At 62.1% G+C, this 19,270-nt stretch carries 16 protein-coding genes and 1 pseudogene; 14 read left to right on the plus strand and 3 right to left on the minus strand.

Annotated elements, in window-relative coordinates; all coding sequences use genetic code 11:
* Positions 1-8: 8 nt before the first annotated feature.
* Positions 9-2,756 (plus strand): DNA polymerase I, encoded by a 2,748-nt coding sequence (gene polA / locus ACN6NG_RS00300; protein ID WP_474312720.1) that lies wholly within the window; start codon positions 9-11, stop codon positions 2,754-2,756.
* Positions 2,757-3,155: 399 nt separating this feature from the next.
* Here polA and yihA read toward each other — a convergent pair whose 3' ends face one another.
* On the minus strand, positions 3,156-3,788 hold the full coding sequence (gene yihA, locus ACN6NG_RS00305) for a ribosome biogenesis GTP-binding protein YihA/YsxC (protein ID WP_258654474.1): 633 nt from the start codon (positions 3,786-3,788) through the stop codon (positions 3,156-3,158).
* 201 nt (positions 3,789-3,989) lie between these two features.
* Here yihA and ACN6NG_RS00310 point away from each other — a divergent pair, with 201 nt between their 5' ends.
* From ACN6NG_RS00310 to ACN6NG_RS00345, 8 genes and pseudogenes are all read left to right on the plus strand, one after another.
* The gene (locus ACN6NG_RS00310; RefSeq protein WP_016484276.1) at positions 3,990-4,292 is read left to right on the plus strand and encodes a c-type cytochrome; all 303 of its coding nucleotides are present in this window, start codon (positions 3,990-3,992) and stop codon (positions 4,290-4,292) included.
* A gap of 31 nt (positions 4,293-4,323) precedes the next feature.
* Positions 4,324-4,941: a c-type cytochrome gene (locus ACN6NG_RS00315; RefSeq protein WP_016497420.1), complete on the plus strand. Its 618-nt coding sequence runs from the start codon at positions 4,324-4,326 to the stop codon at positions 4,939-4,941.
* Positions 4,942-5,092: 151 nt separating this feature from the next.
* Complete coding sequence (dsbA, locus tag ACN6NG_RS00320) at positions 5,093-5,725, plus strand: thiol:disulfide interchange protein DsbA (RefSeq protein WP_063424554.1); 633 nt, start codon at positions 5,093-5,095, stop codon at positions 5,723-5,725.
* Positions 5,726-5,759: 34 nt separating this feature from the next.
* Positions 5,760-6,592, plus strand: a pseudogene (locus ACN6NG_RS00325) (endonuclease/exonuclease/phosphatase family protein).
* 27 nt (positions 6,593-6,619) lie between these two features.
* Complete coding sequence (locus ACN6NG_RS00330; RefSeq protein ID WP_063424556.1) at positions 6,620-8,539, plus strand: GGDEF domain-containing protein; 1,920 nt, start codon at positions 6,620-6,622, stop codon at positions 8,537-8,539.
* 94 nt (positions 8,540-8,633) lie between these two features.
* A complete protein-coding gene (locus ACN6NG_RS00335) occupies positions 8,634-9,029 on the plus strand; it encodes a hypothetical protein (RefSeq protein WP_474312721.1) in 396 nt (131 codons plus the stop codon).
* Positions 9,030-9,094: 65 nt separating this feature from the next.
* Positions 9,095-9,883 (plus strand): N-acetylmuramoyl-L-alanine amidase, encoded by a 789-nt coding sequence (locus tag ACN6NG_RS00340; RefSeq protein ID WP_016497424.1) that lies wholly within the window; start codon positions 9,095-9,097, stop codon positions 9,881-9,883.
* 280 nt (positions 9,884-10,163) lie between these two features.
* Positions 10,164-11,768 carry an EAL domain-containing protein gene (locus tag ACN6NG_RS00345; RefSeq protein ID WP_049273074.1) on the plus strand — a complete coding sequence of 535 codons (1,605 nt, stop codon included), beginning with the start codon at positions 10,164-10,166 and terminating at the stop codon, positions 11,766-11,768.
* Between the two features lie 38 nt (positions 11,769-11,806).
* Here ACN6NG_RS00345 and ACN6NG_RS00350 read toward each other — a convergent pair whose 3' ends face one another.
* Both ACN6NG_RS00350 and algB read right to left on the minus strand, forming a co-directional pair.
* Positions 11,807-13,588 carry a KinB sensor domain-containing domain gene (locus ACN6NG_RS00350; RefSeq protein WP_353457124.1) on the minus strand — a complete coding sequence of 594 codons (1,782 nt, stop codon included), beginning with the start codon at positions 13,586-13,588 and terminating at the stop codon, positions 11,807-11,809.
* Positions 13,585-14,931 carry a sigma-54-dependent response regulator transcription factor AlgB gene (gene algB / locus ACN6NG_RS00355; RefSeq protein ID WP_016497427.1) on the minus strand — a complete coding sequence of 449 codons (1,347 nt, stop codon included), beginning with the start codon at positions 14,929-14,931 and terminating at the stop codon, positions 13,585-13,587. Before algB ends, ACN6NG_RS00350 begins: the two co-directional genes overlap by 4 nt.
* A 210-nt stretch (positions 14,932-15,141) precedes the next feature.
* On the opposite strand from algB, the gene ACN6NG_RS00360 reads away from it, so the two are divergent.
* From ACN6NG_RS00360 to gltP, 5 genes are all read left to right on the plus strand, one after another.
* A complete protein-coding gene (locus tag ACN6NG_RS00360; protein WP_063424560.1) occupies positions 15,142-15,963 on the plus strand; it encodes a BON domain-containing protein in 822 nt (273 codons plus the stop codon).
* A 174-nt stretch (positions 15,964-16,137) separates the two neighbouring features.
* Positions 16,138-16,428, plus strand: coding sequence for a hypothetical protein (locus ACN6NG_RS00365; RefSeq protein WP_049273081.1), 291 nt, complete (start codon positions 16,138-16,140; stop codon positions 16,426-16,428).
* A gap of 43 nt (positions 16,429-16,471) precedes the next feature.
* On the plus strand, positions 16,472-16,633 hold the full coding sequence (locus tag ACN6NG_RS00370; protein ID WP_003252966.1) for a DUF1328 domain-containing protein: 162 nt from the start codon (positions 16,472-16,474) through the stop codon (positions 16,631-16,633).
* Positions 16,634-16,635: 2 nt separating this feature from the next.
* Complete coding sequence (locus tag ACN6NG_RS00375; protein WP_474312722.1) at positions 16,636-17,106, plus strand: inhibitor of vertebrate lysozyme family protein; 471 nt, start codon at positions 16,636-16,638, stop codon at positions 17,104-17,106.
* Positions 17,107-17,850: 744 nt separating this feature from the next.
* Positions 17,851-19,179, plus strand: a complete 1,329-nt coding sequence (gltP, locus tag ACN6NG_RS00380) for a glutamate/aspartate:proton symporter GltP (RefSeq protein ID WP_016497431.1) — start codon at positions 17,851-17,853, stop codon at positions 19,177-19,179.
* Positions 19,180-19,270 lie beyond the last annotated feature (91 nt).

Here is a 19,270-nt window from a genome sequence, read left to right on the forward strand (position 1 = left end):
TTCTGCTCATGAGCCAAGCCCCCCTCGTCCTGGTGGACGGTTCCTCCTACCTGTACCGCGCCTTCCACGCGCTGCCGCCGCTGACCACGTCCAAGGGCATGCCGACCGGTGCGGTGAAGGGTGTGTTGAACATGCTCAAGAGCCTGCGAAAACAGTACCCCGACAGCCTCTTCGCGGTGGTGTTCGACGCCAAGGGCGGCACCTTCCGCGATGCCATGTTTGCCGAGTACAAGGCCAACCGCCCGAGCATGCCTGACGACCTGCGGGTGCAGGTCGAGCCGCTGCATGCCAGCGTGAGGGCACTTGGCTACCCGCTGCTGTGCGTTGAGGGTGTCGAAGCCGACGACGTGATCGGCACCCTGGCGCGCAGTGCCGCCGCCCAGGGCCGCCCGGTGATCATCTCGACCGGTGACAAGGACATGGCTCAGCTGGTGGACGGGCACATTACCTTGGTCAACACCATGACCGGTAGCGTGCTGGACGTGGCTGGCGTGCACGAGAAATTTGGCGTCGGCCCGGAACATATCATCGACTTCCTGGCCCTGATGGGTGACAAGGTCGACAACATCCCCGGCGTGCCGGGCGTGGGCGAAAAAACCGCCGTGGGCCTGCTGACCGGTATCGGCGGCGGCCTCAGCGATTTGTATGAGAACCTGGACAAGGTCCCGACACTGGCCATCCGTGGCGCCAAGACCTTGCCGGCCAAGCTTGAGGAACACCGCGACGCGGCATTCCTGTCCTACGAGCTGGCCACCATCAAGGTCGATGTACCGCTGGACGTTGAAGTCGATGCGCTGGTGTGCGGCGAACCTGACCGCGAAACGCTGCAGGCGCTGTACACCGAGATGGAGTTCAAGAGCTGGGTTGCCGAGGTGCAGCGCGACGCGGCAAGGGCCGGTACTGAGGTTGCGCCGGTCGCAGAGCCGACGGCCAAGGTCGAGCCGCAGTACGAAACCATTCTGGACCAGGCCCGTTTCGACGCATGGCTGGAAAAGCTGCGCCAGGCGCCGCTGTTTGCCTTTGATACCGAAACAACCGGCCTGGATGCCCAGAAGGCGCAGCTGGTTGGCCTGTCTTTCGCTGTCGCGCCCCATGAGGCGGCTTATGTGCCGTTGGCGCACGACTATGAAGGTGCGCCGGCCCAGTTGGACCGCGAGGCTGTATTGCTGGCACTGAAACCGCTGCTGGAAGACCCGGCCAAGGCCAAGGTCGGGCAGAACGCCAAGTACGACATCAATATCCTCGCCAACGGTTCGCCCGCCATCGAAATGCGCGGCGTGGCCTACGACACCATGCTCGAGTCGTACGTGCTGAATTCCACCGCTACCCGTCACGACATGGACAGCCTGGCGCAAAAGTACCTCGACCACACCACCATTGCCTTCGAGGATATCGCCGGCAAAGGCGCCAAGCAGCTCACCTTCAACCAGATCCACCTGGACAAGGCCGGCCCTTACGCTGCCGAAGACGCCGACATCACCCTGCGCTTGCACCAGGCGCTACAGGCGCGCCTGGCGCAGACGCCGGGCGTGCTGCCAGTGCTGATGGACATCGAAATGCCGCTGGTGCCGGTGCTGGCCAAGATCGAGCGCCAGGGTGCGCTGGTCGATGCCGCACTGCTGCACGTACAGAGCGGTGAGCTGGGCGTGAAGATGGCCGAGCTGGAACTACGGGCCTACGAGCTGGCCGGTGAAGAGTTCAACCTCGGCTCGCCCAAGCAGCTGGGTTCGATCCTTTATGACAAGCTGGGCATGCCGGTGCTGAGCAAGACCGCCAAGGGCCAGCCATCCACCGCCGAAGCCGTACTCGATGAACTGGCCTTGCTCGGCTACCCACTGCCTGAGGTACTGATGCAGTACCGCAGCCTGAGCAAGCTCAAGAGCACCTACACCGACAAGCTGCCGGGCCAGATCAACCCGCGCACCGGGCGAATCCACACCTCCTATCAGCAGGCAGTGGCAGCCACCGGCCGGTTGTCGTCGAGCGACCCGAACCTGCAGAACATCCCGATCCGTACCGCCGAAGGCCGGCGTATCCGCCAGGCGTTCATTGCCAGCCCGGGCTACAAACTGCTGGCGGCGGACTACTCGCAGATCGAGCTGCGCATCATGGCCCACCTGGCCAAGGACGAAGGCCTGCTGCACGCCTTCCGCAACGACCTCGACGTGCACCGGGCAACGGCGGCGGAAGTGTTCGGTGTTGCCCTGGAAGACGTCACCACCGACCAGCGCCGCAAGGCCAAAGCCATCAACTTCGGCCTGATCTACGGGATGAGCGCTTTTGGCCTGGCCAAGCAGATCGGGGTCGACCGCAAGCAGTCGCAGGATTACATCGACCGTTACTTCGCCCGCTACCCGGGCGTGCTGGCCTACATGGAGCGCACCCGTGCGCAGGCCGCCGAGCAAGGCTTTGTCGAAACCCTGTTCGGCCGCCGCCTGTACCTGCCAGACATCAACGCCAAGAACCCGGCCCTGCGCAAAGGCGCCGAGCGTACGGCGATCAACGCGCCGATGCAGGGCACCGCAGCCGACATCATCAAGCGGGCCATGGTCAATGTGGATAACTGGCTGAGCGAGAGCGGGCTGGATGCCCGGGTGATCCTGCAGGTTCACGACGAACTGGTACTGGAGGTGCGTGAGGACCTGGTTCAGCAGGTGAAAGATGAAATTCGCCAGCACATGAGTCAGGCCGCACAACTGGATGTGCCGCTGCTGGTGGAGGCAGGAATTGGCGCAAATTGGGACGAAGCTCACTGATTGAGCGGGGAAAGCTGTGTAGGATCTGCGACGTAGTGACGCGGATCCTGGCACTGCTCAGTGCCGTTGGTGCTGAAGTTTCATGAAGCTATCGCAAATAGTTTTCAGGGCTTTGGAACTAAACCGGTGAAGCGGAACTCAGAGTAACTGAATGGCTGGTGAAGCCCTTCGATGCTCCTATGTTGTGTTAAGTGTTGGCAGATATCTGGACCCCGCCCTAGCGGTCCGGACTTGGACCCCGAACTTCCCCCTCCCCATACGAAGTCCGGGGTTTTTTTTGCCCGGAATTTGGGTCGACCGTACCGGCCTCATCGCCGGCAAGCCAGCTCCCACAGGGGTATCACTTCCCTTGAGGCCTGTGTTGAACCTGTGGGAGCTGGCTTGCGGGCGATAGGGCCCTCAAACAGCAGGCTTGTCTTCCAGCTCCATCCAGCCCGCCAGCACGCGGTAGGCGTCTTCCACGCCCAGGCGCTTGGGTGCCGAGAACAGCTGGATGGTCACGCCATCACCCCAGCCCTTGCGGATTTCCGACTGCACTTTCAGCAAGGTGTTCTTGCCCGCGCCGTGGGTGAGCTTGTCGGCCTTGGTCAGCAGGATGTGCATGGGCATGCGGCTGGCCTTGGCCCAGTCGAGCATCATCTTGTCGAAGTCGGTCATCGGGTGGCGCACGTCCATCATCAGGATCACGCCGCGCAGGCACTCACGGCTGCCCAGGTAGGCTTCCAGGTGTTTCTGCCAGTGCTGCTTGAGCGGGATCGGCACTTTCGCATAACCGTAGCCCGGCAGGTCGACCAAACGCCGTTCATCGTCCAGACTGAAGAAATTCAACAGCTGGGTGCGCCCCGGGGTTTTCGAGGTACGCGCCAGGCTGGCATGGGTCAGGGTGTTGAGGGCGCTGGATTTGCCGGCGTTGGAGCGGCCGGCAAAAGCCACCTCGTAACCCTGGTCTTCCGGGCATTGTTCGACCTTGGCAGCGCTGAGGGCGAATGTGGCTTTCTGGCAGAGGCCGAGGATGGGGTTCTTGACTTGCATGGGATATCCGATGTGGGTGTTGCCTGACTCTGAAGGCCCGAGCCTGGCAAGCGGTGTCGTTTCCGTTTGGATGGCGGAAGTATATAATGCCCCAGTTTTTGTGTGCTCATTCTCCCAGCGAAGGGGAACGGGCATGGGGTGTCGAACAATAGCTCGCGCATCAGAACGCAGCGCGGCCCCCAACCCTGAAGGTCGTTCCGCATGGCGAAATGGCTGCTTGCTGTCGGTATGTTCCTGCCGGTTTTCAGCGCACAGGCTACACAGGATCCCGAGGTGTTGTACAACCGCACGTGTGCGGCCTGTCACACCGGGCAGTTGCCACAGGCGCCCAGACAGGGTGACCGGGCAGCATGGGAGCCAAGGCTGGCGCAAGGCATGGATGTACTGGTGAAGCACGTGACCCAGGGTTTCAAGGCTATGCCGCCGCGTGGATTGTGCATGGACTGCAGTGCCGAGGACTACCGTTTGGTCATCCTTTGGATGAGCGGCAGTCCCGATACATAACATTTCACCCTTAGCCGTGTTGGATTAGCTGATGAACAAACTAGTCGTGAGTCTGCTGTTGACCCTGGGTGTCGCAGGTGCGGCCACTGCTGCGCAAACTGTCAAGGGCGATGCCGCCGCCGGTCAGGCCAAGACGGCCGTGTGTGGCGCCTGCCACAACCCCGACGGCAATAGCCTGGCACCAAACTTCCCGAAACTGGCCGGCCAGGGCCAGCGTTACCTCGAAAAACAACTGCACGATATCAAGTCGGGCAAGCGTACCGTGCTGGAGATGACCGGCATGCTGACCGCGTTCAGCGACCAGGACCTGGCCGATATCGCCGCCTACTTCTCCAGCCAGAAAGGCAGCGTGGGTGCCGCCGATCCCAAGCTGGTCGAACGTGGCCGTTCGCTGTTCAATGGCGGCGACCTGGAGAAAGGCATGCCTGCCTGCACCGGTTGCCACTCCCCCAACGGCGCAGGCATTGCTTTGGCCGGCTTCCCGCACCTGAGCGGCCAGCACTCGCAGTACGTGACCAAGCAGCTCACGGACTTCCGCGAAGGCAACCGCACCAACGATGGTGATGCCATGACCATGCGCACCATTGCCGGCAAGCTGAGCAACCACGACATCGAGGCGTTGGCCAGCTACATCCAGGGCCTGCATTAACCTTCAGTTAATGTTGTAGGCCAATGATGAAAGGGCGGCCGGGCCGCCCTTTTTTCAGTCCGCAGCCGTTACACTACAGAACTCGATCCCTTCCCGGCCTGTCTCAGTGCAGGTAGGGTCGTGGCGACCTATGACTGCTCAGGAGTAAAGCATGCGTAAACTGATTCTCAGCGCCGCGCTGGTGGCTGCCAGCGTATTTGGTATGACTGCCGTCCAGGCCGCCGAGCCTGTTGCTGGCAAGGAATACCTCGAGCTGAGCAACCCTGTTCCAGTTTCCGTGCCTGGCAAGATCGAAGTGGTCGAGCTGTTCTGGTACGGCTGCCCACACTGTTACCACTTCGAGCCGACCATCAACCCGTGGGCTGAAAAGCTGCCGGCTGACGTCAACTTCAAACGTGTTCCTGCCATGTTCGGTGGCCCATGGGACGCACACGGCCAGATGTTCCTGACCCTCGAAGCCATGGGCGTCGAGCAAAAGGTGCACGCCGCAGTCTTCGATGCTATCCAGAACCAGCGCAAGCAGCTGACCAAGCCGGACGACATGGCCGACTTCCTCGCCACTCAAGGCGTCGACAAGGACAAGTTCCTCGCCACCTTCAACTCCTTCGCCATCAAAGGCCAGGTTCAGAAGGCCAAGGAACTGGCGAAGAAGTACGAAATCACCGGCGTACCGAGCTTGGTCGTCAACGGCAAGTACCGCTTCGACCTGGGTACCGCTGGCGGGCCGGAAGGCGTACTGAACGTCGCCGACCAGCTGATCGCCAAGGAGCGCGCCGCCAAGTAGGCGGCGTAACCCATGCCCCGCTTCAGAACCACGCGTGGCATTGGCCTGCACCAGCCGCAGGTCAACGAGCATCACCTGCAGGCCTCCGGCTTGCCCGAGGATGGTCGCCTGCGGCTGCTCAGTTTCAACATTCAGGTCGGCATCAGCACCGAGCGCTACCGGCATTACCTGACCCGCAGCTGGCAGCACTTGCTGCCGCACAACGGGCGTGCCGGCAACCTGCAGAAAATCGGTGATTTGCTGGGCGACTTCGACCTGGTGGCCTTGCAGGAAGCCGACGGTGGCAGCCTGCGCTCAGGCTATGTAAACCAGGTCGAGCACCTGGCTCATCTGGGGGCCTTCCCCTACTGGTACCAGCAACTCAACCGCAACCTCGGGCGTTTCGCCCAGCACAGCAATGGCGTGCTCAGCCGCCTGAAGCCGCAAGCGCTCGAAGACCACCCGTTGCCTGGCCCGGCCGGCCGTGGGGCGATCCTGGTGCGTTTTGGCGAAGGCGAAGATGCGCTGATCGTGGTGATGATGCACCTGGCGCTTGGCGCCAAGACCCGTGCCCTGCAACTGGGCTACATCCGCGAGCTGATTGGCGGTTACCGTCACCAGGTGCTGATGGGCGACATGAACACCCATGCCACCGATCTGCTGGAGCACTCGCCGCTGCGCGACCTGGGCCTGATCGCCCCGCAAGTCGAGGCGACTTTCCCCAGCTGGCGCCCCCAGCGTTGCCTGGACCATATCCTGCTCAGCCCAAGCCTCACGCTTGAGCGTGTAGAGGTGTTGGCGCGGCCAATTTCCGACCACCTTCCCGTCGCGGTCGAGATTCGATTGCCTGATGCATTGACTGTGGATACGCTGCCGGTCTTGAGCTAATTGCCATCACCGTTTGCGGACCCGGGCATGACTGAAGACGCTGAGCGCTGGAAAGAAAAATACCTTAAAAGCATCGAGCAGCAAGAAAAGCTCGAGCGCCGTTGGGACGCCCGTCTCGACCTGCTGCGTCGCGGCCTGGTGCGCAGCACCCTGGCTGCCGAAGGCAGTGACAAGGTGGTGGACGCGTGCATGAAGGAAATGCGCGAGGTTATCCGCAGTGACAACATGGACGCCGGCCTCGCCGGGTTGATTCCGCGCCTTGAGAAAGCGGTGCTGGACTCCGAACAGCGCCGGGAAACCCGCATGAACCAGGTCAGCGATGCGCTGACCGCGCTGGTCGGCCAACTGCAAGGCTTGCCGCTGCCCAGCGATATCTCGCGGCCATTGAAAAAGCTCGCAAAAAAACTTGATGGTGGCGTTGCCCAGTCCCGCGACCTGCCGCCGCTGCTGGGCGAGCTGAGCGGCTTGCAGGGCCTTGCACTGTCGGCCCTCGGCAAACCGGGGGACGAAACCCGGCCCGGCTTTTTGCAACGCCTGTTTGGTAGCCGCGAGGATGAGCCACAAGGCGAGCCCGCGCCGGCAGCGGTGCCTGCTGCTGAGGCGCCCCCGGCTGCAAAGCACAGTATCGAAGCCCCCCAGCCAGACGATGTGGATGCGCTGCAACCGCTTTCAGCCTCTAGCGCCGAAGCGACCGTAACGCCCGAACCTAGGCTGGAGGTATCCGGCCCGGCGTTGATCGAAACAATTGACGCCCCGGCCGCCCAGCCACTGCCACAGGAAGAAGCGCCCGAGCCGGAAGCGGCCGTCAGCGAACCCTTGGCAGAAGTACAACCGGCACAACCGCTTGAAGAAACCTTTGGCGAAGACGGCCCCTATGCCCTGCCCTACGCCGTAGAGCCGCCCTACAGCCAGGTTGCTGCGCACATCGAGAAGACCCTGATCGGCCTGCTCGATGACCTGAGCCTGCCCGAGCGGCACAAGGCCCAGGCGCTGGAGATGCGCGAGCGCGTTGCCCGGGGCCTGAACTGGTACGAGCTGATCCCGGTGCTGGATGACCTCGCCGTGCTCATGCTGGCGATCACCGACAGTGGCCAGCACGAGTTCGAAACCTACCTGCAGCAACTCAATGAGCGCCTCGAAGGCTTCCAGAGCCACCTGCACGAAGCCAGCGCCGGCCATGCCGACAACAGCTCCGCCGCTCGCGAGCTGGACACCCAGTTGCGCGAGCATGTCGATGGGTTGCAAAGCAGTGTGCAGGGCGCTGCCGACGTCGATAGCCTCAAGCACATCCTGGAAAACCGCCTGGAAGGCCTGCTGGTCACCATGGACGAGCACAAGCACGAGCGGGACCGCCGCGAGCAAGAGCTGGCGGGGCGCCTGCAAGGGCTGTCGGAACGGGTGGCGAACATGGAGCACGAAGCGCTCGGTTACCGCGAGCACCTGGAAGAGCAACGCCAGAAAGCCCTGCTCGACCCCCTGACCGGTCTGCCCAACCGCGCGGCCTGGAGCGAGCGGGTCGAGCGCGAAATAATCGAATGGCAGGAGAATGGCGGCCATCTGGCCATGGCGATCCTCGACCTGGATCATTTCAAGCGCATCAACGACAGTTATGGGCATCTGGCCGGGGACAAGGTGTTGAAGATCGTCGCCGACCAACTGCGCAAGCGCCTGCGGGGCCGTGACTTCATCGCCCGCTTCGGTGGCGAGGAATTCGTCCTGCTGCTGCCACAGACATCACCGGCCGCCGCTGCTCAAATGGCGGAAACAATGCGGGCCACGGTGGAAGCCTGCCCGTTCCACTTCAAGGGCGAGCGGGTGGTGATCACCACCTCCATCGGCCTGGGTGCGTTCCGCTCCGGCGAGCGCGGCGACCAGGTGCTCAAGCGCGCTGATGCGGCGCTGTACCGGGCCAAGGAGCAGGGGCGCAACCGCGTCGAGCAGGGGTAGATAGTTACCGCGCCCTGGGTCGTGCGTGGATCGACACTGGCAGGCCTGGCTGGCAAGTGGCTGGCCAACGTCGATCCACACAAGGAACCGAAACATGAAAATTCGAGCATGCTGCGTGGCGCTCATGATCGGGCTCGCCTTCCAGGCCGGCGCCCACGCCCAGGAAACCTTGCTGACAGCACATGTAGCCGCAGATGGCACGCTACTGCAACAGTCCCCTCAATGGATCAGTAGCGTTGAACTACAAGCACAGCCCAACTACTTCAATCAGTACAAAATCTTGCTCAAGCCTTCCGCTATGCCAGGAAACCCACGTTTCTGCGTAGCTTCGCCCATCGATGCAAGTAGCTATCATCGGCAGCTGCATGGCCAGGCGAAGGTCATCGGTGCTCCACGCGCCAGTCATGTAACCGTGATGACCCAGTTGCTGGACATGCCAGGCGCAAGCGGCGACAACGCGCTGGAGTTCATGCTGATGTGCAGCCGCTGACTCGCGGCAAGCGCGGCCATGGGGAGCACGTTATACTGTAGCGCTCATTCGCTGAGGCCACTGACGTGCTTTCCACGCTGAAAAAAACGCTGATTTCCTTTTTGCTGTTATCTGTCGCCGGTTGCTCGACGGGCCTGCGCATCGACCGCAGCCACCCCTCGGCCAACCAGGACAACCGCATCCAGTTCGTTGTCCTGCATTACACCAATGCTTCGCTGGAGCGCTCGCTCGCGTTGCTCACCCATGGTGAGGTCAGCAGCCATTACCTGATCGGCGACGGCCCTGCGACGGTGTATCAGCTAGTGGATGAAAACCGCCGTGCCTGGCATGCCGGCGACAGCCAGTGGCAGGGGCGCACCTGGCTGAACTCCTCGTCCATTGGCATCGAGATCGTCAACCCTGGGTTCACCGACACACCCAATGGCCGGGTCTGGCACCCTTACAGCGAAGCGCAGGTCCAGTCACTGATTGCGCTGCTCAAGGACATCGTAAAGCGCAACAACATCGAACCGCGGCACATCATTGGTCACAGTGATATCGCTCCATCACGCAAGCTGGACCCGGGGCCGCTGTTCCCGTGGAAGCGCCTGGCCGATGCCGGGCTGGGTATCTGGCCAGATGCCAACGCCGTGGCACGGCAGCAGGCCTACTTCAGCGTCAACCCGCCGAGCATTGGCTGGTACCAACAGGAACTGGCGCGGTTTGGCTATCAAATCGAGCAGACCGGGGTGCTGGATGTTGCCACCCGCCATGTGATCACTGCGTTCCAGATGCGCTTCCGCCCGCAGCGCTTCGACGGCATGCCCGATGCGCAGACGGCGGCGATGCTGCAGGTGCTCAACCGCATGCGTTGAGCCCTCTCGGCGAAACCGTTTTGCATCCCTCAGGCTGGCGCATCACCCTGTGGGAGCGGGCATGCCCGCGAAGCATGCTACGCGCGGCATGGCACCGGCTACGCCGGTGTTCGCGGCGGTTCGGCGCTCCGACACGCCCGCACAGTGATCGCGCAAACCTTTGGGTTTTAATAGGGCAGCCGCTCCCACAAAAAACAGTGTGGCGTGCAGCGAAGTGCCAGACGGTGAGGGTGATTCTCGATTCAGTTGCTATACCTTAGTTATCAACTGGATGCCTTTGATGTCAGCCATCATCACCTTGCTGCGCCAAATTTTTTACCGTCCCTGGATGCTGGCCACGTTGGCAGCGCTGGCCAGCGCGGCCCTGTTGCTCTCTGCCAGCATCGGTATTGCCCTGCAACAGATGAAGCAAAGCGAGAGCGAACAGATGAACGCCCAGGGTGAGCGTTTTCTCGACCGCCTCGAACAAGTGTTTGGCCAGCTGCGTGAAGGGGTAGACCTGTTGCAGGCACAGCCCTTGCGTGGCTGCAGCCCAGCGATGCTGGCGGCGTTGCAGCAGGTGGGGCTGAGTTCGCGGTTCATTTATGAAGCGGCTTACGTGGATGGTGATATCGCCTGCTCCAACCGTGGTGATGAGCGGGCGTTCGAACCTTTGCGGGCACCGGATATCCAGGGGCCGACCTACAGCTACTGGTTGAACACCACCACCGAACCGAACGAGAACCTGGCTGCGCTCATGCTAGGCCGTGGCCAGTTCGTGGTCTCCACCTCGCGCGGGCACCTGACCGATGTGGTCGATCTGCCTCCGGGCGGCAGCCTGGTGGTGGTGCTGGATAACGGTGCCCGCGCCATCCCCGTGCTGGGGCCGCCACAAGTGTGGCCGCCGCCCTCGGCCTGGTCGACAAGCCACAAGTCGCTACTTGAACTCAGCGACCGCCTGATCTACCGCATGCCGACCAAGTCGCCGGATTACCAACTGGTGCTGATTGCCCCGCGGGCCAGCCTGCCATTGAGGATGAACGGCATGCTCTGGCTGCTGTTCCCCGGCAGTGTGTTGGCGGCTTGCTGCATTGGTTGGCTGGTGCTGCAATTGATCCTGCAGCGGCGGTCGATGAGCTCGGAGTTGCAGCATGCTTTGCGCCGCGGGGAGCTGCAGGTGCTGTACCAGCCGATCTTCGAACTCGACAGCCGACGCTGCGTGGGTGCCGAAGCGCTGGTGCGCTGGCGGCGCCCGGACGGTACCCTGACCAGCCCGGACTTGTTCATCCCGCTGGCGGAAAACACCGGGCAGATTCGCCAGATCACCGACTTTGTCCTGCAGCGCGTGCTCGAACAGCTGGGCCAGTTGCTGCGCTCGCACCCCAAACTGTACATATCGGTGAACCTGGCCGCCTGCGATGTGATGGTGCCGCGTATCGGCCGGGTGGCGGCCCGCCTGCTGGCCTTGCATCGGGTGGCGCCCAGCCAGATTGCCTTCGAGGTCACCGAGCGAGGCCTGGTGGATGTGGTGGTGGCCCGTGACAACCTGCAAGCGCTGCGCGCTTCGGGGCATCAGGTGCTCATCGACGACTTTGGTACAGGCTATTGCAGCCTGGCCTACCTGCAGACCCTCCCGGTGGACTGCCTGAAGATCGACAAGGCGTTCATCGACGCGCTGGGCCACGATGCCGCCAGCAGTGGCGTTGCTCCGCATATCATCCGCATGGCCCATGACCTTCACCTGCGGGTGATAGCAGAAGGCATCGAGTGTGAAGACCAGGCGGTGCTGCTGAACAGTGAAGGGGTCAATTACGGCCAGGGCTGGCTGTTTGCCCGGCCGCTGAACGCCAGGCAGTTTGCCGAGCTGGTAACCCGCGGGCAGCTACCACGACGCGCAGAGCACTGAGTAATCCTGCCCGGCGGTGAGGCCGGTGCAGGCGACTGTCAAACCGGCAGCGCCATATAGAACTGGGTCCCCTGCCCGGGCCGGGAAAACACACCCATCCGCCCGCCATGCAGCTGCACGATTTCTTTGCACAACGCCAGCCCCAGCCCTGCGCCCCCTTTCTTGCGGCCTACCTGCACGAAGGGCTCGAAGATGCGCCCCTGCTGCCCGTAGGCAATGCCCTCGCCGTTGTCCTCGACACTGATGATCACCCGCTCCGCATGCCGTCTTGCATGCAAACGGATACGCCCGCCGTTGGCGGTATGGCGGATGGCGTTGTGCAGCAGGTTGTCCAGCACCCGGTCCAGCTGGGCAGCATCAGCCCGCAGGCGCGGCAGCGGCGGTTCCAGCTCCTTGGTCAACTCGATCTGCTTGTGTGCCGCCTGCTCGGCAAAACGCAGTTGCGCCCGCTCCAGCAGTTCGTCAAGGGCGCAGGGGGCCAGATCGAGTTTCTGCAGCCCGCTCTGGTAGCGGGAGAAGTTGAGCAGGTCGTTGATCAGCTGGGTCAGGCGCTGCATTTCTTCGCCGATGGTTTCCAGCAGGTCGTTTTCGCGCGCCTCGGCAGGGAACTTGACCCGCTCGCGCAACAGGCCGAATGCCATGTGCATGCCGGTGACCGGGGTGCGTAGCTCGTGGGAGGCACGTAGCACGAACTCGCTGCGCACGCGTTCGAATGCCCGCTGCTCGGTCACATCGTGCAGCACCATCACCGCGCCAAGGATCGGGCCCTGCGGGTGGCTGACCGGGGTCAGGCTGTAGGTGAGCAGGCGCGCTTCTTCATCGACCTCCATGTTCAAGTCGTCCGGCGGCCGGTCCAGGCTGCCGCCGCGCAGCACCTGGCGCAGCTGCTGCTCCAGTTCCGGGCGCTGCAGGGCCTCGGCCAGGCTGCTGCCCACGCGGCTGTGGTTCCAGCCCAGTTGGCGTTGCGCCACCGGGTTGAGGTGCTCCAGGCGGCCTTGGTGGTCGATGATCAGCAGGCCGTCGTCGATGCTGTCGAGCACGGCCTGCAGCCGCTGCTGGCCGGCCAGCAGCTCGTCGACGTTGGTGGCCTGATGCTTGCGCAAGGCATCGGCCATGAGGCCGAAGCGGCGGGTCAGCTGGTTCAGCTCGGTGGCCTGGGTGACGGGCAGGGTGACGTCGAAATTACCTTTGCCCAGTTGGTCGGCCGCGATGGCCAAGGCTTCGATCGGCTGGCCGAACCGCCGGGCGATGTTGTGCGCGGTAATAAAGCCCAGTACCAGCACCACCAGGCCCATCAGGCCAAGCACACCACTGACCAGCAAGGCGCGGTCCCGGGTGCGTTCCTCGCTACGGGTGATCAGGTCCAGGGCCTGCTTGTGGGAGTCGATCAGGTCGGTACGCACCTGGTTGAAGGCCGCACCCAGCGGTTGGTCGATACCCATGCTGCGAGCGGGTGCGGCGCTGTCGCGATAGGCCTGGAGGAACGTCTGGTAATTGCTGCTGGCCTTGCTGAAACCGGTGCGCTCACCGCCTTGCTCCAGGCCTTGATTGAGCAGGGCCTGGAAGTTGTCCTGCAGCACCCGCAGGCTCTCCGGCGCCGTGCCTTCGTCAAGGATCAGGGTGAGCTGTTCGCCAAGGTTCTGCCGCAACTTCAGGCCCACTTCCAGGGCGTGAGTGGTCTCCTGTACCAGCCGCTGTTGCACCGTGGCCATTTGCAGCACGCTGAACAGGCCCAGCATAAGCCCGAGCAAGGCCACCGTGACCAGCGCCGAGATGCTGAGGAAAAGCCGCGTGCGCAGCTTCATGGGTGGCCACTTCATAGGTTGTACTGCTTGCGCTTGCGGTACAGCGTGGAAGCGTCGATACCCAAGGTCTTGGCGGCTTGGTCCAAGGTATCGCTGGCGGCCAGCACCGCGCCGATATGGGCGCGCTCCAGCTCATCCAGGCTCAGTGCGGCGCCCACGCGCGGGGCATTGCCGGCAGGCTGTTCGCCCATGCCCAGGTGGCTGATTTCCACACGTTCCTGCGGGCAGATGATGCTGGCCCGCTCTACCACGTTACGCAGTTCGCGAATGTTGCCGGGCCAGCGGTAGTTGAGCAGGGCCGAGCGTGCTTCGTCGCTGAAGCCCCGGGCGGGGCGGGAGTATTCCTTGACAAAGCGGGCGAGGAAGCGGTCAGCCAGGGTCAGGATGTCCTCGCTGCGCTCGCGCAGGGGCGGCAAGTGCAAGGTAATGACATTGAGGCGGTACAGCAGGTCTTCGCGGAAGCGGCTTTCTCGCACCATCTCTTCGAGGTTGAGGTTGGTGGCGGCCAGAATGCGTACATCGGCGCGCCGGGTAACCGGGTCACCGACGCGCTCGTATTCCTTGTCCTGAATGAACCGCAGCAACTTGGGCTGCAAGGTCAGCGGAAAATCGCCGATCTCGTCAAGAAAAAGCGTGCCCCCGTCGGCCTGGCTGACCCGCCCAAGGGTACTTTCGCTGGCGCCGGTGAAGGCGCCGCGGGTGTGGCCGAACAGTTCGCTTTCCATCAGCTCGGCATTCAGCGACGGGCAGTTGATGGTCACGCAGGCTTTGCGTGCACGCTTGCTCCAGCCATGGATGGCTCGGGCCAGCTCGCCTTTGCCGGTGCCGGACTCGCCCAGGATGAGGATGTTGGCGTCGGTGGTGGCGACCTGGCGGGCGGTTTCCAGCACCGCCATCATGGCCGGTGTGTGCGAGTCGAGGCCATCCTTGGGTTTGCGCACTTCACCTTCCAGTGCCTCCAGGCGCGCGGAAAGCTGGCGCACTTCCAGCTGCTTGGCGGTGGCCAGGCGCAGCTGGTCGGGGCTGCAGGGCTTGACCAGGTAGTCGGCGGCGCCGGCCTGGATGGCGTCCACCGCCGTGTCGATCGCCGAGTGCGCGGTGACAATCACAACGCGCATCCAGGGTGCCTGGATGCGCATCTGCGCCAGTACGTCGAGGCCGTTGTCCTCGCCCAGGCGTAAATCGAGGAAGCACAGGTCGAATACCTGGCGCTGCAGCAAGGTTTCGGCCTGGGCGGCGCTGTTGGCCGTGGCCACGCTATAGCCCTCGTCTTCCAGGCAATAGCGGAAGGTGCGCAGGATCGCGGACTCGTCATCCACCAGCAGAATGCGGCCTTGGTTGTCCTGGGCTGATTCCATTTCCTGCGCTCCTTAAGGATAGATCTTCATATAGTGTGGGAAAAATCGGGCAAGTTGCATGGTCAATTCTGAAGGATTCTGTCCTTTGCATGCTAGCCAATGGCCAAATGATGCCTGCAGACCGCGATATTCCAATGATTTGCTTAGAGGCACGCTGTGGCACATTGGTTGCGATGATTTTCAGATTTTGCCTACGAAGGAGGCACTGCCATGCCCTTTTACCTGCGTACAGCTGTTTTGGCAGCCACCCTGCTGCCAATCTTTACCCCGGCCTTCGCCGACCCTGTGCAGGACGCGCGCCTGGAAGGCGCCCTGCAAACCGCGCTGTCATTGAACCGCATGCTCAACCCATTTCGTATCAAGGTAGAAGTGGACGGCAAGCAGGCGCGGCTTTCAGGTGAGGTGGAGAACGAGGTCGAGCGGCAGCTGGCTGAAGATGTGGCGCGGGCTACCCGGGGCATCGAACAGGTGGAGAACCAGCTGCAGGTCAATGCCCAACTGGTTGAGCGCCCGCTGGAGCTACGTGCCTACGCCCAACGCCTGCAGGACGCCACCCTGGCGGCGGTGATCCGTGCCCGGCTGTTGTGGAGCCGCACCACCGAAAAGGCCCCTATAGAAGTACAAAGCAGTGACGGCGTGGTGACGTTGCGCGGCAGGGTCGACAGTGCCGAAGCCAAGGAGCTGGCAGGCGTGGTGGCACGTACCACCGACGGCGTACACCTGGTCAACAACCTGGTCAGCCTGGATACCGCGGCCATGGCCAAGGCGCGGGAAATGCCAGTGGGCGCGCCAACCGGGCCGCAGCCGAGTGACAGCTGGATCATCGACAAGATCCAGAACAGCTACCGCTTCAGCCGCAATCTCGATGGCCTGAACCTGAAAGTAGCCAGCGAAGCGGGGATGGTGCGGCTGTCGGGCGAGGTAGTCAGCGCTGAGCAGAAAACCATCGCCGTGGAGATCGCCCGGCAGATCATCGGTGTACGCGGTGTGGATGCCGACTTGCTCAAGGTGGCGACCAAGGTGGAAGGCTGATCGTGCAATTCGCACGACCCCACAGGCCCCATCGTGCAGGATACGTGCTTGGGGTCCCTCCGCTATCTTGTTAAATAATTGATTTATAAGGATTTTATTTAATTAGCAAGGCTGGCATGCAGGCTGCAATTACCTGTTCAGGTTTGAACAAAAATTACAGCAGGAGGAGCCGGCATGAACCGCCAATCCGTCAATCGCTCGCAGATCGCCGCACTGCCCCTGCGCCAGATGCTGACACTCGGCATGGCGCTGCTGCTGACCTTGGCCGCTGGCCTCTTTTATTACAGCTGGCAGACCGCGCGCCTGGCTGAGCAGGTAGCAGCGCAGACTGCACTGTTGACGCAGATTCAGGCAACCCGTGCCAATACCTTGGTCAAGGCCGCTGACCCGCTGCCCGCTGGCCAGGCGACTGCCTCCCCGGCCACCTTGGAAAATGTCGTACCACAGGACCGTTGGGTCTTCTGACCTGCCGATCCGGACCGATTCTGAAAAAGAAAGGAGAACCACCATGCTGAGTTGGGCTATCACTTTCCTCATCATCGCCATTGTCGCTGCCGTACTGGGCTTCGGTGGTATCGCCGGCGCTGCGACGGGTATCGCGAAGATCCTGTTCATTGTCTTCCTGGTGCTGTTCGTAGCCTCCTTCTTCTTTGGACGTGGACGAGGTTGAAGATGAGCAGGATGCTTTCAACAGCCCTGGCTGCCGCCCTGCTGATGGGTGGCAGTGCGGCGGCGATTGCGGCCAATGACGGCCAGGTCCGGGTCGACCAGTTGCTCGGGTCGGACCCGGAGTACCGGGAAACCTGGCAGGACACAATCAAGGGCGAGGAACGCCTGCCTGATTGGGTGGTCAACCTGACCGGCAGTGCCCAGCAGCAGATGTCCGCCGTGACCGAAGATGGCGACAAGTATCTGGTAGGCCCGCTGTGCGAGTCGCAGGACAACTGCACCTACAAGCGGCTGATCGTTGCATTCAGCTGGGACAAGGATGATGCCTACGGGATGCTCGTGGAGGTACCCGAAGGCTTGCCGAGTGACAAGTCGCCCACACGCCATGCGCAGTACCGCTGGCTGGGCGAACCCGACGACGGCATGAAGGCAATGCTGCAGGAGCAGCTCAAGCGTGACTCGAACTGGTACTGAGTATTTGTTGCCGGTACAGATGAAAGGTCACCGACTGTCACGTAATAGAAGCTGAACCTTTCTATATTTCAGCCTTCTATGATGCGCCGCCCCGAGGAGGGGCAGCACATGACCAAGGGGCCGGGCTGTTCTGATTGTTGCAGGATCGGAGTGGCCTAGGGGTACAGGGAGTGCCTCCAGCGATGGGCCGGGTCAGGAAAGGCGGAATCGGAAGTCTCAGGTCGGCGGTGTCATAAGGATACCTGAGCCGATCTGGCTTCCGAGGAGCCCTGCAGAAAACGCCTCTTCTCTTGCGCGATTTTTACCTTGAGACACATTTTGTCTCGACCGCACGTCAATTTTTTTTGACTTCAATGACGCGTCTTCAAGTGTCATTTCCGCCATTCGGATTGTCGAACAGGCCATCTTCCATCCCCATCCCATACCGTCAAATCTGCCTAAATATGGCGGTTTGGTCTTGTTCGGGAATCCGAACGTTATAAATCAAGCACTTGCGAGCGCCCTATTTTCGTGCGAACCAGTATGCGAAAACGGTATGGGGTATGCGTTTCCGGCATTAGATTTCCCCCCTTGCCATCGCAATAGTTGCCGCCTTTTTCGCTGGCCAGAGCGCCCTGTCGCTCGCCTGCGCTGTCCTTACATGAAGTCGCCGGATGGATTGATTTGCTGCCCGTGACCTGGCCAATGGCTCTGTCACGGGCGTTTTCGTCCGGTGCCATGACCACTAGAACAAAGGGTAAAGACATGAAGAAGGCAAAACTGAGCCTCGCCTGGCAGATCGTTATCGGTCTGGTCCTGGGCGTTGCAATCGGCGCGCTGCTGAACCACTTCAGCGCGGAAAAGGCCTGGTGGATCAGCAACGTCCTCCAGCCCGCCGGTGACATCTTCATTCGCCTGATCAAGATGATCGTCGTCCCGATCGTGATTTCGTCGCTGATCGTGGGTATCGCCGGGGTTGGCGATGCGAAGAAACTGGGCAGCATCGGCCTGAAGACCATCATCTACTTCGAAGTGGTGACCACCATCGCCATCGTCGTGGGTTTGGTGCTGGCCAACCTGTTCCACCCGGGCGCCGGTATCGACATGAGCACCCTGGGTACCGTGGACATCTCCAAGTACCAGGCCACTGCGGCTGAGGTGCAGCATGAGCACGCGTTCATCGAAACCCTGCTGAATCTGATCCCGTCGAACATCTTCGCAGCGCTGATGCGTGGCGAAATGCTGCCGATCATCTTCTTCTCGGTCATGTTCGGCCTGGGCCTTTCGAGCCTGCAGGCAGAACTGCGCGACCCACTGGTACGCACCTTCCAGGCCGTCTCGGAAACCATGTTCAAGGTCACCCACATGATCATGAACTACGCCCCGATCGGCGTGTTCGCCCTGATCGCCGTGACCGTGGCCAACTTCGGCTTCAGCTCGCTGCTGCCGCTGGCCAAGCTGGTACTGCTGGTGTACTTCGCCATCGCCTTCTTCGCCTTCATGGTGCTGGGCCTGGTGGCCCGCGTGTTCGGCTTCTCGGTGATCAAGATCATGCGCATCATGAAAGATGAGCTGATCCTGGCCTACTCCACCTCCAGCTCCGAAACCGTGCTGCCGCGCGTGATCGAGAAAATGGAAAAGTACGGCGCGCCGAAGTCGATCTGCTCGTTCGTGGTACCGACCGGCTACTCCTTCAACCTTGACGGTTCCACCCTGTACCAGAGCATCGCGGCCATCTTCATCGCCCAGCTGTACGGTATCGACCTGTCGTGGAGCCAGCAGCTGCTGCTGGTGCTGACCCTGATGGTCACCTCCAAAGGCATCGCTGGCGTGCCGGGCGTATCGTTCGTGGTCCTGCTGGCTACCCTGGGCAGCGTGGGCATCCCGCTGGAAGGCCTGGCCTTCATCGCTGGCGTCGACCGCATCATGGACATGGCCCGTACCGCACTGAACGTGGTGGGCAACGCCTTGGCTGCACTGGTCATCGCCCGTTGGGAAGGCATGTACGACGCGGCCAAGGGCGAGAAGTACTACGCCTCGCTGATGGCCGACAAAAAGGAAGCTGTCGTCGCTGGCGAAACCGCCAAGCGCTGAGCCTGACCGCTGATTGATAAATAGCCCCGACCTGTCGGGGCTTTTTGTTGTCTGTGAGATCTTGGGGCCGCGTTGCGGCCCTATCGCGACG

The organism is Pseudomonas sp. TSO6, assembly GCF_056098905.1.

Bases quoted from the DNA above. Each gene is read 5' to 3' on its own strand.
- polA (WP_474312720.1), top strand. From the start codon at position 9: ATGAGCCAAGCCCCCCTCGTCCTGGTGGACGGTTCCTCCTACCTGTAC.
- yihA (WP_258654474.1), bottom strand. From the start codon at position 3,788: ATGCAAGTCAAGAACCCCATCCTCGGCCTCTGCCAGAAAGCCACATTC.
- ACN6NG_RS00310 (WP_016484276.1), top strand. From the start codon at position 3,990: ATGGCGAAATGGCTGCTTGCTGTCGGTATGTTCCTGCCGGTTTTCAGC.
- ACN6NG_RS00315 (WP_016497420.1), top strand. From the start codon at position 4,324: ATGAACAAACTAGTCGTGAGTCTGCTGTTGACCCTGGGTGTCGCAGGT.
- dsbA (WP_063424554.1), top strand. From the start codon at position 5,093: ATGCGTAAACTGATTCTCAGCGCCGCGCTGGTGGCTGCCAGCGTATTT.
- ACN6NG_RS00330 (WP_063424556.1), top strand. From the start codon at position 6,620: ATGACTGAAGACGCTGAGCGCTGGAAAGAAAAATACCTTAAAAGCATC.
- ACN6NG_RS00335 (WP_474312721.1), top strand. From the start codon at position 8,634: ATGAAAATTCGAGCATGCTGCGTGGCGCTCATGATCGGGCTCGCCTTC.
- ACN6NG_RS00345 (WP_049273074.1), top strand. From the start codon at position 10,164: ATGTCAGCCATCATCACCTTGCTGCGCCAAATTTTTTACCGTCCCTGG.
- ACN6NG_RS00350 (WP_353457124.1), bottom strand. From the start codon at position 13,588: ATGAAGTGGCCACCCATGAAGCTGCGCACGCGGCTTTTCCTCAGCATC.
- algB (WP_016497427.1), bottom strand. From the start codon at position 14,931: ATGGAATCAGCCCAGGACAACCAAGGCCGCATTCTGCTGGTGGATGAC.
- ACN6NG_RS00360 (WP_063424560.1), top strand. From the start codon at position 15,142: ATGCCCTTTTACCTGCGTACAGCTGTTTTGGCAGCCACCCTGCTGCCA.
- ACN6NG_RS00365 (WP_049273081.1), top strand. From the start codon at position 16,138: ATGAACCGCCAATCCGTCAATCGCTCGCAGATCGCCGCACTGCCCCTG.
- ACN6NG_RS00370 (WP_003252966.1), top strand. From the start codon at position 16,472: ATGCTGAGTTGGGCTATCACTTTCCTCATCATCGCCATTGTCGCTGCC.
- ACN6NG_RS00375 (WP_474312722.1), top strand. From the start codon at position 16,636: ATGAGCAGGATGCTTTCAACAGCCCTGGCTGCCGCCCTGCTGATGGGT.
- gltP (WP_016497431.1), top strand. From the start codon at position 17,851: ATGAAGAAGGCAAAACTGAGCCTCGCCTGGCAGATCGTTATCGGTCTG.